At 72.4% G+C, this 13,284-nt stretch carries 10 protein-coding genes and 1 pseudogene; 6 read left to right on the top strand and 5 right to left on the bottom strand.

Going from position 1 to position 13,284, the window contains the following annotated elements; translation table 11 throughout:
* Positions 1–59 precede the first annotated feature (59 nt).
* Positions 60–899: a rhomboid-like protein gene (locus tag AB0M11_RS23250; protein WP_365708414.1), complete on the bottom strand. Its 840-nt coding sequence runs from the start codon at positions 897–899 to the stop codon at positions 60–62.
* 255 nt (positions 900–1,154) lie between these two features.
* Here AB0M11_RS23250 and AB0M11_RS23245 point away from each other — a divergent pair, with 255 nt between their 5' ends.
* The 4 genes from AB0M11_RS23245 to AB0M11_RS23230 all read left to right on the top strand — a co-directional run bounded on the left by AB0M11_RS23245 (position 1,155) and on the right by AB0M11_RS23230 (position 7,994).
* Positions 1,155–1,862, top strand: a complete 708-nt coding sequence (locus AB0M11_RS23245; protein WP_365708412.1) for a spermidine synthase — start codon at positions 1,155–1,157, stop codon at positions 1,860–1,862.
* Positions 1,863–1,972: 110 nt separating this feature from the next.
* Positions 1,973–2,713 (top strand): response regulator transcription factor, encoded by a 741-nt coding sequence (locus AB0M11_RS23240; RefSeq protein WP_365708410.1) that lies wholly within the window; start codon positions 1,973–1,975, stop codon positions 2,711–2,713.
* The gene (locus tag AB0M11_RS23235; protein WP_365708408.1) at positions 2,710–3,822 is read left to right on the top strand and encodes a HAMP domain-containing sensor histidine kinase; all 1,113 of its coding nucleotides are present in this window, start codon (positions 2,710–2,712) and stop codon (positions 3,820–3,822) included. Before AB0M11_RS23240 ends, AB0M11_RS23235 begins: the two co-directional genes overlap by 4 nt.
* 326 nt (positions 3,823–4,148) lie before the next feature.
* Positions 4,149–7,994 carry a multifunctional oxoglutarate decarboxylase/oxoglutarate dehydrogenase thiamine pyrophosphate-binding subunit/dihydrolipoyllysine-residue succinyltransferase subunit gene (locus AB0M11_RS23230; protein ID WP_365708406.1) on the top strand — a complete coding sequence of 1,282 codons (3,846 nt, stop codon included), beginning with the start codon at positions 4,149–4,151 and terminating at the stop codon, positions 7,992–7,994.
* A gap of 174 nt (positions 7,995–8,168) precedes the next feature.
* Here the strand turns inward: AB0M11_RS23230 and AB0M11_RS23225 are convergent, their stop codons facing one another.
* From AB0M11_RS23225 to fxsA, 3 genes and pseudogenes are all read right to left on the bottom strand, one after another.
* A complete protein-coding gene (locus tag AB0M11_RS23225) occupies positions 8,169–9,038 on the bottom strand; it encodes an HEXXH motif-containing putative peptide modification protein (protein WP_365708454.1) in 870 nt (289 codons plus the stop codon).
* A gap of 1,143 nt (positions 9,039–10,181) precedes the next feature.
* Positions 10,182–11,261: pseudogene (locus AB0M11_RS23220) on the bottom strand (FxsB family cyclophane-forming radical SAM/SPASM peptide maturase); the annotation flags it as partial.
* Between the two features lie 92 nt (positions 11,262–11,353).
* Positions 11,354–11,548, bottom strand: a complete 195-nt coding sequence (gene fxsA, locus AB0M11_RS23215; RefSeq protein ID WP_365708403.1) for an FxSxx-COOH cyclophane-containing RiPP peptide — start codon at positions 11,546–11,548, stop codon at positions 11,354–11,356.
* A 143-nt stretch (positions 11,549–11,691) separates the two neighbouring features.
* Here fxsA and AB0M11_RS23210 point away from each other — a divergent pair, with 143 nt between their 5' ends.
* A complete protein-coding gene (locus AB0M11_RS23210; RefSeq protein WP_365708401.1) occupies positions 11,692–11,871 on the top strand; it encodes a DUF6104 family protein in 180 nt (59 codons plus the stop codon).
* 14 nt (positions 11,872–11,885) lie between these two features.
* Here the strand turns inward: AB0M11_RS23210 and AB0M11_RS23205 are convergent, their stop codons facing one another.
* Complete coding sequence (locus AB0M11_RS23205; protein ID WP_365708399.1) at positions 11,886–12,104, bottom strand: hypothetical protein; 219 nt, start codon at positions 12,102–12,104, stop codon at positions 11,886–11,888.
* A 241-nt stretch (positions 12,105–12,345) separates the two neighbouring features.
* Between AB0M11_RS23205 and AB0M11_RS23200 the strand changes: the two genes are divergently transcribed.
* Positions 12,346–13,284 (top strand): DUF4097 family beta strand repeat-containing protein, encoded by a 939-nt coding sequence (locus AB0M11_RS23200; protein WP_365708397.1) that lies wholly within the window; start codon positions 12,346–12,348, stop codon positions 13,282–13,284.

Here is a 13,284-nt window from a genome sequence, read left to right as displayed (position 1 = left end):
CCTTCAGGAACCGGCAGCCCACCGCGGCCGCGGCCTGCTCACCCGGCCGCCGACCCGTATCAGCCGGCCAGCCCCCTGCACGGCCCGACGGCCGTGGCCGCGGCCGCGGCCTCCATCCGCTCTCGGTGCCAGCGCCGGACCAGTGGCCAGAGCCCGGTGCCGACGGCCAGCGCGATCAGGTGGCCCCAGTTGGTCATCGGGTCCTCGAAGGCGATGAGGTCCGTGACGAGGCTGTAGCCGACCAGGGCGAGCAACGGCCAGCGCAGCCAGGGGGCGAGGAGGCCGGAGAGCGCGCCGATGCTGGCGGCCACGCCGAAGCTGATGCCGTAGTCGAGGCGGTGCAGCGAGGTGTCGGGGAGGTGGCCGGCCAGCACCGCGAGACCGACCGGGACCTCGGTCGCGAGGGTGGCCAGGACATGCCCGGCCAGGAAGACGAGGATCGCGCGGGCACCCCCTATCCGCCGCTCCAGCGCGGTCAGGACGAGCACGAAGGCCAGGGCGTACGGCGAGAGCAGCCCGCCCGCGATCCACAGCGCGCTGGCCAGCAGGACGAGGACGGGGGTGCGCAGCAGGTGGGCGACGTCGGTGCTGGAGCCCTGATAGAGCGTGCGCAGCAGGCCGGGGCTCGCGTAGCTCGCGAAGAGCGAGGTGAGCGCCAGGATCGCGGTGTAGGCGAAGGTGACCGGGGTGCCGACGGGGCTGGGCAGCAGCCGCCAGGGGCGCGGGACCGCGCGGTGCTCAGCCCCCGGGTACGGACGGAGCGCCGAGCGCGGTGTCCGCGGGACGGGGGCGACGACCACGCCACGCTGGCGGGGCACCCCGTCGAGCAGTGCGGCGGCGTCCCCGGCGGGAAGGGGCTCGGGCGTGGGCGTCGATGCGGCCCTCGCGGTCCGTTCCACGGTGAGGCGCTCCTTCCGTTTCACCCCACCCTTTGCCGTGCCCCGAGCCGCTGTCTATGACCGAGGCCACCCGGCGGACGATTCACAGGATTTTCTGAAGAACGCAAGAGGGGTCAGCAGGCACCATACGAGCCGCCGCCCGGGGCTCCCGGGCCCGAAGCGCCGGACGGCCCCTCGAACGGGTGACACCCGCAGGGCTGCCCGGCACCCGTAATTCGCATGGCCGCAAAGCCCCGTTGGGGCAGGATGGCGGCCATGACGAACCCGGCTTCCGCGACCCCTCCGGCCGCCGCGGCCGACGGTCCCCCCGTGGTCCTGGACCGGCGTGACGGACCGTACGGCGAGGTGGTGCTGCGCAGACACGGTGAGCTCCTGCAGATCATCGCCAACGGCTGCTTCCTGATGGACACCTCCGACGGGCGTTCGGAGCGGTTGCTCGTGGACGCCGCCTACCGGGCGCTGGACGAGCGGAGCGAGCCGGCGGTGCTGATCGGCGGGCTGGGCGTCGGGTTCTCGCTCGCCCACGCCGCGCGGAACCCCCGCTGGGGGCGGATCACGGTGGTGGAGCGGGAGCCCGCGGTCGTCGGCTGGCACCGGACCGGCCCGCTCTCCACGCTTTCCGCACAAGCTTTCGCCGATCCGCGCACGACCGTCGTCGAGAGCGATCTCGTCGCCTACATAGAGGAGACGTCCGACACGTTCGACGCGCTGTGCCTGGACATCGACAACGGCCCCGGCTGGACCGTCGACGAGGGCAACGAAGGGCTCTACTCACCGTCCGGACTCGCGTGCTGCGCAAGGGTGTTGAGGCCGGGCGGGGTACTGGCCGTCTGGTCGGCGCAGCCCTCCGCGAAATTCGAGGGATCCTTGCGGAATGCCGGGTTCAAACAGGTGCGTACCGAAGAGATCCCGGTTGCCCGGGGCGTTCCGGACGTCGTCCACCTTGCCGTCCGCCCTGGATAGCGAGTGCGCCCGCTGTCCCCGTAATGTGCATCCCTGACGCGGATCATTCAAGCGTCAATCGCAGTCATGGGATCACCCCACTGGTTCCGGAAAGCACACAGGGGCGGGCGATGGAGCAGACACACACCTCCCACAACGGCACAGCGACGGCCACTCCGGGCGCCCAGCGCCGGGTTCTGGTCGTCGAGGACGACCCCACGATCGTCGACGCCATCGCGGTCCGCCTGCGCGCCGAGGGATTCCTCGTGCAAACGGCGGGCGACGGTCCGGCGGCCGTCGACACCGCCGAGGCCTGGCAGCCCGACCTGCTGATCCTCGACATCATGCTGCCCGGCTTCGACGGTCTGGAGGTCTGCCGGCGCGTGCAGGCGGCCCGGCCCGTGCCGGTGCTGATGCTCACCGCGCGGGACGACGAGACCGACATGCTGGTCGGCCTCGGAGTCGGTGCCGACGACTACATGACCAAGCCGTTCTCCATGCGGGAGCTGGCGGCCCGCGTGCACGTGCTGCTGCGGCGGGTGGAGCGGGCGGCCATCGCGGCCTCCACGCCCCGCTCCGGCATCCTGCGCCTGGGCGAACTGGAGATCGACCACGCGCAGCGCCGGGTCCGGGTGCGCAGCGAGGACGTCCACCTCACCCCCACCGAGTTCGACCTCCTGGTGTGCCTGGCCAACACCCCGCGCGCGGTGCTCTCCCGTGAGCAGCTGCTCGCCGAGGTGTGGGACTGGGCGGACGCCTCCGGCACCCGCACGGTCGACAGCCACATCAAGGCGCTGCGCCGGAAGATCGGCGCCGAGCGGATCCGCACCGTGCACGGTGTGGGCTACGCGCTGGAGACCCCGACGCCATGAGCGGCGGCCCGGCCGGACCGAGAGGAGGCCCCGGGGAGGACCCCTGGGGCGCCGTACGCCCGTTCTCCATCAAGACCAAGCTCGGCGCGCTGGTCGTCGTCTCGGTCCTGATCACCACGGGTCTGTCGATCGTCGCGGTGCACACCAAGACGGAGCTGCGCTTCATCACGGTCTTCTCGATGATCGCCACGCTGCTCATAACGCAGTTCGTGGCGCACTCGCTGACCGCGCCGCTGGACGACATGAACGCGGTGGCGAGGTCGATATCGCAGGGCGACTACACGCGCCGGGTGCGCGAGAACCGCCGGGACGAGCTGGGCGACCTGGCCCAGACGATCAACGTCATGGCCGACGAGCTGGAGGCCCAGGACCGCCAGCGCAAGGAGCTGGTCGCGAACGTCTCGCACGAGCTGCGCACGCCCATCGCGGGGCTGCGGGCCGTCCTGGAGAACGTCGTCGACGGGTTCGCCGAGCCGGACACCGAGACGATGCGCACCGCCCTGAAGCAGACCGAACGCCTCGGCCGCCTGGTGGAGACCCTCCTCGACCTGTCCCGGCTCGACAACGGCGTGGTCCCGCTCAGGCAGCGCCGTTTCGAGGTGTGGCCCTACCTCTCGGGCGTGCTGAAGGAGGCCAACATGGTCGCCGGGGCGCGCGCGAGCATGGCCTCGGGCTCCGGGAACCACACCCGTACCGACGTGCACCTGCACCTCGACGTCTCACCGCCCGAGCTGACGGCGCACGCGGACCCGGAGCGCATCCACCAGGTGGTGGCGAACCTCATCGACAACGCGGTCAAGCACAGCCCGGCGCACGGCCGGGTCACCGTGAAGGCGCGGCGCGGGCCGCAGCCGGAGTCACTGGAGCTGGAGGTGCTGGACGAGGGCCCCGGCATCCCGCGTTCGGAGTGGCACCGCGTCTTCGAGCGCTTCAACCGCGGAGCCGTACGGCGGCCGCACGGACCGGGCAGCGACGGCGGCACGGGACTGGGGCTGGCGATCGCCCGGTGGGCGGTGGATCTGCACGGCGGCCGGATCGGTGTGGCCGAATCCGAGCGGGGCTGCAGGATTATCGTCACTCTCCCGGGGCTTTCATCCGCGCCAAGTTGACGTAAAGTGCGATCCGGAGCCTCAAGATCCATCCGTGGTCGGCACGGCGGTTCGCGCAGCCGGACACGTGTGATCAGGCGCGGCGCCCGCGCAGGTCGCGCCGGGCCCGGGAGCAGAGTGATCTCCGGCACGGCGGAGCCATGCCCGGTTCGGCCCCTTCGCAGCGCAACCACGCTTGTTTCCCGCCATATCAAGCCCTGAAACCCGGTTTTTGATGTGACTTACGCGACGATGGACCGGCCCGACCTGACCTTCGCGGTCCTGGGGGCGTAGCCTTGATTCCCGCTGTCCATCACCTTGTGAAGCGGAAGAGGGCGGTTGCCGCCGTGTCGCCACAGTCCCCCAGTAATTCGAGTGTCTCGACCGACGCAGACCAAGCGGGCCAGAACCCCGCGGCCGCGTTCGGACCGAACGAGTGGCTCGTCGACGAGATCTATCAGCAGTACCTCCAGGACCCGAATTCGGTAGACCGAGCCTGGTGGGACTTCTTCGCCGACTACAAGCCGGGGGCGCCCGCCGCCTCGGCTCCGGCGGGTACCGCGGCCGCGGGGGCCGCGGGCACCACCTCCACGACACCCGCGCCGGCCCAGCCGGCGGCTCCGGCACCCGCCGCGGCCGCTCCCGCCGCCCCGGCGCCCGCCGCCCCGGCGCCCGCCGCCCCGGCGCCCGCCGCTCCGGCCCCGGCCGCGCCCGCCGCCCCCAAGGCCGCGGCTCCGGCCCCCGCGCCCGCGAAGCCCGCCGCCGCTCCGGCCCAGGCCCCGGCCGCCGCGCCCGCCAAGGCGGCGCCCGCCGCCGCGGCCCCGGACGGTCCCGAGCTGATCACGCTGCGCGGTCCCGCCGCGGCCGTCGCGAAGAACATGAACGCCTCGCTGGAGCTGCCGACGGCCACCTCGGTCCGCGCGGTCCCGGTGAAGCTGCTGTTCGACAACCGCATCGTCATCAACAACCACCTGAAGCGCGCCCGGGGCGGGAAGATCTCCTTCACGCACCTGATCGGCTTCGCGATGGTCCAGGCCATCAAGGCCATGCCGTCGATGAACTGGTCGTTCGGCGAGAAGGACGGCAAGCCGACCCTGGTCAAGCCGGCCCACGTCAACCTGGGCCTCGCCATCGACCTCGTGAAGCCCAACGGCGACCGCCAGCTCGTCGTCGCGGCCATCAAGAAGGCCGAGACGCTGAACTTCTTCGAGTTCTGGCAGGCCTACGAGGACATCGTCCGTCGCGCCCGCGACAACAAGCTGACGATGGACGACTTCACCGGTGTCACGGTCTCCCTGACCAACCCCGGCGGTCTCGGCACCGTCCACTCGGTTCCGCGCCTGATGCCCGGCCAGTCGGTCATCATGGGCGTCGGCTCCATGGACTACCCGGCGGAGTTCCAGGGCACCAGCCAGGACACCCTGAACAAGCTCGGCATCTCGAAGGTCATGACGCTCACGTCGACCTACGACCACCGGGTCATCCAGGGCGCCGCCTCCGGCGAGTTCCTGCGCTCGGTCGCCAACCTCCTGCTCGGCGAGAACGGCTTCTACGACGACATCTTCGAGGCCCTGCGCATCCCCTACGAGCCGGTCCGCTGGCTGAGGGACATCGACGCCTCGCACGACGACGACGTCACCAAGGCCGCCCGCGTCTTCGAGCTGATCCACTCCTACCGGGTCCGCGGCCACGTCATGGCCGACACCGACCCGCTGGAGTACAAGCAGCGCAAGCACCCCGACCTGGACATCACCGAGCACGGCCTCACCCTGTGGGACCTGGAGCGCGACTTCGCGGTCGGCGGCTTCGCCGGCAAGTCGATGATGAAGCTGCGCGACATCCTCGGCGTGCTGCGCGACTCGTACTGCCGCACCACCGGCATCGAGTTCATGCACATCCAGGACCCCAAGCAGCGCAAGTGGATCCAGGACCGCGTGGAGCGCCCGCACTCCAAGATGGAGCGCGAGGAGCAGCTGCGGATCCTGCGCCGCCTGAACGCGGCGGAGGCCTTCGAGACCTTCCTGCAGACGAAGTACGTCGGCCAGAAGCGGTTCTCCCTGGAGGGCGGCGAGTCCGTCATCCCGCTGCTCGACGCGGTGCTCGACTCGGCGGCGGAGTCCCGCCTCGACGAGGTCGTCATCGGCATGGCCCACCGCGGCCGCCTGAACGTCCTCGCGAACATCGTCGGCAAGTCGTACGCGCAGATCTTCCGCGAGTTCGAGGGCAACCTCGACCCGAAGTCGATGCACGGCTCCGGCGACGTGAAGTACCACCTGGGCGCCGAGGGCACCTTCACCGGCCTGGACGGCGAGCAGATCAAGGTCTCGCTGGCCGCCAACCCGTCCCACCTGGAGACGGTCGACCCGGTCATCGAGGGCATCGCCCGCGCCAAGCAGGACATCATCAACAAGGGCGGCACGGACTTCACGGTCCTGCCGGTCGCCCTGCACGGCGACGCGGCCTTCGCGGGCCAGGGCGTGGTGGCCGAGACCCTGAACATGTCGCAGCTGCGCGGCTACCGCACCGGCGGCACGGTCCACATCGTCATCAACAACCAGGTCGGCTTCACCGCGGCCCCCGAGTCCTCGCGCTCCTCCATGTACGCCACCGACGTGGCCCGCATGATCGAGGCCCCGATCTTCCACGTGAACGGCGACGACCCGGAGGCGGTCGTGCGCGTCGCACGGCTGGCCTTCGAGTTCCGCCAGGCGTTCAACAAGGACGTGGTGATCGACCTCATCTGCTACCGCCGCCGCGGTCACAACGAGTCGGACAACCCGGCCTTCACCCAGCCGCTGATGTACGACCTGATCGACAAGAAGCGCTCGGTGCGCAAGCTCTACACCGAGTCCCTGATCGGTCGCGGCGACATCACCCTCGAAGAGGCCGAGCAGGCCCTGCAGGACTACCAGGGCCAGCTGGAGAAGGTCTTCACGGAGGTCCGCGAGGCCACCGCGCAGCCGGCCGCCGCGCCCTCCCAGGAGCCGCAGGACGGCTTCCCGGTCGCCGTGCCGACCGCGATCTCCACGGAGGTCGTCAAGCGCATCGCCGAGTCCCAGGTCAACATCCCGGACTACTTCACCGTCCACCCGCGTCTGCTGCCGCAGCTGCAGCGCCGGGCGGCGATGATCGAGGACGGCACGATCGACTGGGGCATGGGCGAGACCCTGGCCATCGGCTCGCTGCTGATGGAGGGCACCCCGGTGCGGCTGTCCGGCCAGGACTCCCAGCGCGGCACCTTCGGCCAGCGCCACGCGGTCCTGATCGACCGGGAGACGGGCGCGGACTACACCCCGCTCCTGTACCTGTCCGAGGACCAGGCCCGCTACAACGTCTACAACTCGCTGCTCTCCGAATACGCGGTGATGGGCTTCGAGTACGGCTACTCGCTGGCCCGTCCGGACGCGCTGGTGATGTGGGAGGCGCAGTTCGGTGACTTCACCAACGGCGCCCAGTCGGTCATCGACGAGTACATCTCGGCGGCCGAGCAGAAGTGGGGCCAGACCTCCGGCGTCACCCTGCTCCTCCCGCACGGCTACGAGGGCCAGGGCCCGGACCACTCCTCGGCCCGCATCGAGCGCTTCCTGCAGCTGTGCGCGCAGAACAACATGACGGTCGCGATGCCGACCCTCCCGTCGAACTACTTCCACCTCCTGCGGTGGCAGGTGCACAACCCGCACCACAAGCCGCTGGTCGTCTTCACGCCGAAGTCGATGCTGCGCCTCAAGGCGGCGGCCTCGAAGGCGGAGGAGTTCACGAGCGGGCAGTTCCGCCCGGTCATCGGCGACTCCTCGGTGGACCCGAACGCGGTCCGCAAGGTCGTCTTCTGCACCGGCAAGGTCTACTACGACCTGGAGGCCGAGCGGCAGAAGCGCGGCGTCACGGACACGGCGATCATCCGTCTGGAGCGCCTGTACCCGCTGCCGGGTGCGGAGCTCCAGGCCGAGGTCAACAAGTACCCGAACGCCGCGAAGTACCTCTGGGCCCAGGAGGAGCCGGCGAACCAGGGTGCCTGGCCGTTCATCGCGCTCAACCTGATCGACCACCTGGACCTGGCGGTCGGCGCGGACATCCCGGCCGGCGAGCGCCTGCGCCGCATCTCCCGCCCGCACTCCTCGTCCCCGGCGGTGGGTTCGGCCAAGCGCCACCAGGCCGAGCAGGAGCAGCTGGTGCGCGAGGTGTTCGAGGCCTGAGCCTCGACCGGCACGGTTGAAGGGCCCGGTCCCCGGCACGGGGGCCGGGCCTTTCGGCGTCCGCTCCCGCGGCCTCGGCTCCCACGGCCTCGGCTCCCGCAGCCTCGGCTCCCGCGTCGCTCGCCCTGTGCCCGGGTTCCGGACCTGTGGTGACGACCGCCGGGCGGCGCTTCGTCAGTGGTGCGGGCGCCCCAGCGCGGCACCGTGCCGCCGCGTCCACAGGTCGCGCACCGCGGTCACCTGCGCCTCGGCCCGCACCACGTGTTCCCTGGGCGCGGGGTGCTCGGCCATCCGCTCGTGCGTGGCCACGAGGTGGTCCACGAACCGGCGCCCCCGCTCGGTCAGGTCCGGGGATCCCACCAGCGCGGGCAGCGCCGCCGCCACCTGGGCGCGGTAGCGCGCGTGCCGCGCCCAGGCCGCCGCACGGTGCGCCGGGCGCTCGGCCCGCAGCGCGCACCGCTGGAAGAAGTCGGCCAGCGCCAGGTGCGAGTACACGCCCTGCACCAGGCCGTCGTACGGCCGCGGGTCCGGGCGCCAGGGCGCGAAGTAGCGTTTCCGCGGCCCGGCACGGTGCAGCACCAGCATGTCGCCGAGCGCGGAGAGTTTGGTGTGCTGGAGCTCGTGCACGAGGGTCGCGGCGAACGTGACCGGCGTCGGTGGCCTGCTGCTGAGCAGCGCGCCGAAGGCCTCACGCCTTGTCCCGCTGCAACTGCCGGTCTCCCGGGCGTCGTCGGGGCCAGGACCCGGCGGCTGGGCGAGCGGCACCAGGCAGCGCAGCAGCGCGACGGCTTCGGCCACCCGCTGCTCGCCGCCCAGGCGCAGCGCGTCGGCGGTTTTGGACCAGGTCCTCGACCACTGCTCGTGGGCCGCCCCGTCGAGGACGGCCGGGCCGCTCAGTCCGGGGTGCCGGGGGGCGGCGTGCGCGACGCGGTACGGATCCTGGTCGTCCAGCGGTAGCGGCGGGCCTTCGGGCAGCAGACCGGGCAGGGCGCGGGCGGGCGTCCAGGCGGGCGCCGGAGACCAGGCGCCGACACCGTCCGCCACCTGGACCGTGACGTCCACCGCGTGCTTCTGACGCAGCGTCAACCGGCCGTCCGCGCAGACGACGTCGACGGTGGCGGCCCCCGGCTCGGCGGTGTGCAGCGCCCCGAGCGAAGGCAGGGTGAGCACGCCGTCCCAGGCGGTCAGCCGTACCGCGAAGGAGAGGCCGGCACGGGCGGCGGCCGCGGCGGCCAGCGCGCCGAGGTGGGCGAGGTCGCGGCCGAGTTCGCGCAGGCGCCGCTCGGTGGGCGGTCCGGCTTCCGGGCGCAGTCCGCGCAGGCACTGGCGGGCCCAGGGGCCGACGAGGGGGTGCAGGAGCCGGGCCCGGGCGGGGGTCGTCGCGTAGGGCGGCGCGGGGGTGTCGGGGTCCCCTGCCGGGGCCGCCCGGTCGGCCTCCTCCAGCAGGTGCCAGTCCTCCCGCAGTCGGCCGCGCGCACCGGCCGGCAGCACCGCGGCGTCCTCGACCGCGTCGAGCAGGGCGCGCAGCACGAGCAGCCGCCGGGTGTCCTGGTCGCGCGCCAGCAGGCCCAGGGTGTCCGGATCACCTTCGGTACGGCCCAGCGCGGCCAGCGACCGGTCCGAGAGCACGGAAGACGGCAGGGGAAGGGCGCCCCCTACCTCCCCCGTGCCCGGCCACCGGCCCCCGCCCGCGCCTGGACCTGCGCCTGACCCGGGGACCCTGCCCGGGCCCGTGTCCGCGGCCTTGCCTGGGCCTGGCTCGGGGGCCCTGCCTGGGCCCGCGCCCGCGTCCTTGCCTGGGCCTGGCCCGGGGGCCCTGCCTGGGCCCGCGCCCGCGTCCTTGCCTGGGCCTGGCCCGGGGGCCCTGCCTGCGCCCGTGTCCGCGTCCTTGCCTGGGCCGGTGCCCGCCGCGCACGTGCGGGGGCCGGTGCCCGCGTAGGTGCGGGGGCCAGGGGCCGCGTCCCTGCCCGAGCCTCTGCCAGAGCCCGCGCCCGCGGCCTTGCCCCACCCCGTGCCGGCGTCCCTGTCCGAGCCCCTTCCTGGGCCCGTGTCGACGTCCCCGTTCGCGTCTCTGTCCGTGTCCACGGCCTCGGCCTCGGACACGGCCTCGGCCTCGGACACGGCCTCGGCCTCGGCCTGGGCCTCGGACACGGCGACGGTGCGGGCGGTCACGAGGGTCGCCGTCCTGGCCCCGGCGAGCCGATCGCGCACGTGCCGGATGAAGCGCTGCAGGTCGGCGCAGTACACGGAGGGGTTCGCGAAGCCGTGCCCGGCCCGGTAGCGGTGCGCGTAGTGGCCGCCGCCGCAGACGTCGAGCACCGCGCACGCCCGGCACTGCGCCGAGAGCGCCGCCGCACCGGCCTGCCGGGCCGCCACCCCGGGGTGCCGCAAGGCGTCGTCGAAGCCGTGCCGGAACACGTCCAGGCCGGTTGCGGCGGCGCCCTCGTACGCGGACTTCAGCGAGTCGACCTGCTCGATGGATCCGTCCGTCTCCACGACGACCGCGTCGAACGGGGCGAGCCCGAGCGACTCGGTGGCGGCCGGCAGACCCAGCAGCAGCGCGATGCACTCCTCGAACAGCCGTACCCGCACTTCCCGGTGGCTCGACCGCCACCAGCGGTCGAAGACCGAGCAGAGCCAGTCGCCGTACCGGGTGGCCTCCAGGCACGGCGGCGGCGCGGACCAGTTGCCGTGCGGCAGCAGCAGGTCGAGGGCCGGCGGGTGCAGGCCGAGCAGGGACTCGTACGTCTCCACCGGATCCAGGGCGGGGTCGACGACGGTGAGGACGCCGGCGTAGGCGTCCGGGAAGCGGTCGGCGGCGAGCCGTGCTCCGCGCGCGGCGGCGGGCCAGGAGGGGCGTCCCGCGTGGTCGACGCGGCGGGCGTTGTGCGCGGCCAGCCCGCCGTCCAGGCTGATGCCGACCCGTATGCCGTGCCGGGCCAGGGCGGCCATCCGGTGCTCGGTGAGGAGGGTGGCGTTGGTCTGCACGGTGGCATGGACGGTGCATCCGGCGGGCACGCGGTCGCGTACGAGGCCGGTGAAACGGGTCAGCGTGCCGACACCCGCCAGCAGGGGCTCGCCGCCGTGCAGGACGAGCGAGACCGCCGTCAGGGCGTGGTCGCGCGCGTGCTCGGCGATCCGGACCGCCGTGCGGTCGAGCACCGCGGCCGGGGCCGCCGCCGGGCGGGCGCGCCAGGTGCGGTCGGGGCCCTCGTACAGGTAGCAGTAGTGACAGGCCAGGTTGCAGCGACCGTGCACCTTGACGATGAACTGCCGGAACGGCGCGGGCCCGGTGGTGTCGCCCCGCCCCCTCCCCGCCCGGGGGCCCCTCGCAGCCTCTTCGGACACGTCGGTCCCCCCTAGAAGGCGTTGTTGAACCCCCACAGCATCTCCGTCGGCCGTACCGCCCGCTCCCGCAGCTCCGCGAGCACCTCACGCAGCACGGGATGGTCCATCCGCTTCAGCTCCGCCAGGTCCAGCTCCAGCAGGTCCGGCAGCGGCTCCCCCGCCCCGGCCGGCTCGGTCTCCGGCAAGGACTGCTCCCGTGCGTCCACCCCAGGCTCCCCTCGTCGAGAAGGAGTCCTTCCCCCGCGGGGCGAGCCCTACCCTTCACCGGCGTCACACCTTCGCCGTCCGCCTAGGCTGGTAGGCGCCCACCACCGGGCACCCACACAGGCAGGCAGCAGGAGAGCGACCCATGTATTTCACCGACCGGGGCATCGAGGAACTGGAGAAGCGGCGCGGCGAGGAAGAGGTCACCTTCGAGTGGCTCGCCGAGCAGCTCCGCACGTTCGTCGACCTGAACCCCGACTTCGAGGTCCCGGTGGAGCGCCTGGCGACCTGGCTGGCCCGGCTGGACGACGACGAAGAGGAGTAACAGCGGGACTCTCGTCAGTCCCGGGGCAGCACGGTCTCGTACGACAGCTCCAGCACCCCGTGCGCCAGGAGCACCGCCCCCACCGCGGCCCATCCCACGCTGCGCCGCCGCACCCCCCACGCGGCGGCCGGCACCCCCACCGCCACCTCGGCCAGAGCCAGCCGGTGGGCCCTCGGCATGGCCGCGTCGCTGCTCAGGGGCCGGGTGACGGCCCTGTATCCATCGGTCGACATGGACACACGGTAAGCAATTCATCCGCTTGACGCCCTATATGCGCCTTTCGCGGACCCGCCCGACGTCAACCCTCATCCCCATCCATCACCCCCACGGGTGCCTTGACTTCCATCACCCACGATATATCGTGTTTTACGGAAGACGCGATATGGCGCGAGCAGTGCCTGGTCGCGCTCGCGTCCAGTCGTCGAGACCAGCGTCGTGACCAGCCGTCGCGTCCGGCCCGAGGAGGTCCGCACCATGTCCAAGTCCGAGTGGTCCGTCGCCGAGCCCAGCAAGCTCGACTTCGACACCCCCGTCAGCGACCTGCACGTCCGCGTGGTCAACGGAACAGTGAACGTCGTGGGCACCGACGAGGGTTCCACCCGTCTGGAGGTCTCGGAGATCGAGGGGCCGCCCCTGATCGTCACGCACGAGGGCGGCACCCTCACGGTGGCCTACGAGGACCTGCCCTGGAAGGGCTTCCTCAAGTGGCTCGACCGCAAGGGCTGGCGGCGCAGCGCGGTGGTCTCGCTCGCCGTCCCGGCGGACACCCGTGTGGAGGTGGGTGTGGTCGGCGCGGCGGCCGTCGTCTCCGGGATCAGCGGCACCTCGGTGGTCAAGGGGGTCACCGGCGACACCACCCTGGTCGGCCTCTCCGGCGAGGTCCGCGCGGACACGGTGTCGGGAAACCTGGAGGCCCAGGCCGTCACCGGCAATCTGCGGTTCAACTCCGTCTCCGGCGACCTGACGGTCGTCGAGGGCTCGGGCCCCGCCGTGCGCGCCGACTCGGTCAGCGGCTCCATGATCATCGACCTGGATCCGGACGGCCCGACCGACGTCCGGCTGACCAGCGTCTCCGGCGAGATCGCCATCCGCCTGCCGCACCCGGCCGACGCCGAGGTCGAGGCCAACACCGCGAGCGGCACGATCTCCAACGCCTTCGACGGGCTGCGGGTGCACGGCCAGTGGGGCGCCCACAAGATCACCGGCCGCCTCGGCGCGGGCACCGGCAAGCTCCGCGCCGCCACGGTCTCCGGCTCCATCGCCCTGCTGCGCCGCCCGCCCACGGAGGACGACGACGAGCGGACGGCCTGGGCGGCGGAACCACCCACTCCGGCCGACGGCACGGCCGACGGCGCAACCGGCGCCGCGACCGGTGACACGACCGGCGGTACGACCGACAAGAAGGTGCTCTGA

The organism is Streptomyces sp. NPDC051987 (assembly GCF_040680735.1).
Classification (GTDB): domain Bacteria; phylum Actinomycetota; class Actinomycetes; order Streptomycetales; family Streptomycetaceae; genus Streptomyces.
The sequence above is the reverse complement of the archived record's forward strand: the minus strand, read 5'-3'. Positions and strand labels throughout refer to the sequence as shown.

Bases quoted from the DNA above. Each gene is read 5' to 3' on its own strand.
- AB0M11_RS23245 (WP_365708412.1), top strand. From the start codon at position 1,155: ATGACGAACCCGGCTTCCGCGACCCCTCCGGCCGCCGCGGCCGACGGT.
- AB0M11_RS23240 (WP_365708410.1), top strand. From the start codon at position 1,973: ATGGAGCAGACACACACCTCCCACAACGGCACAGCGACGGCCACTCCG.
- AB0M11_RS23235 (WP_365708408.1), top strand. From the start codon at position 2,710: ATGAGCGGCGGCCCGGCCGGACCGAGAGGAGGCCCCGGGGAGGACCCC.
- AB0M11_RS23210 (WP_365708401.1), top strand. From the start codon at position 11,692: ATGTATTTCACCGACCGGGGCATCGAGGAACTGGAGAAGCGGCGCGGC.
- AB0M11_RS23205 (WP_365708399.1), bottom strand. From the start codon at position 12,104: ATGTCGACCGATGGATACAGGGCCGTCACCCGGCCCCTGAGCAGCGAC.
- AB0M11_RS23200 (WP_365708397.1), top strand. From the start codon at position 12,346: ATGTCCAAGTCCGAGTGGTCCGTCGCCGAGCCCAGCAAGCTCGACTTC.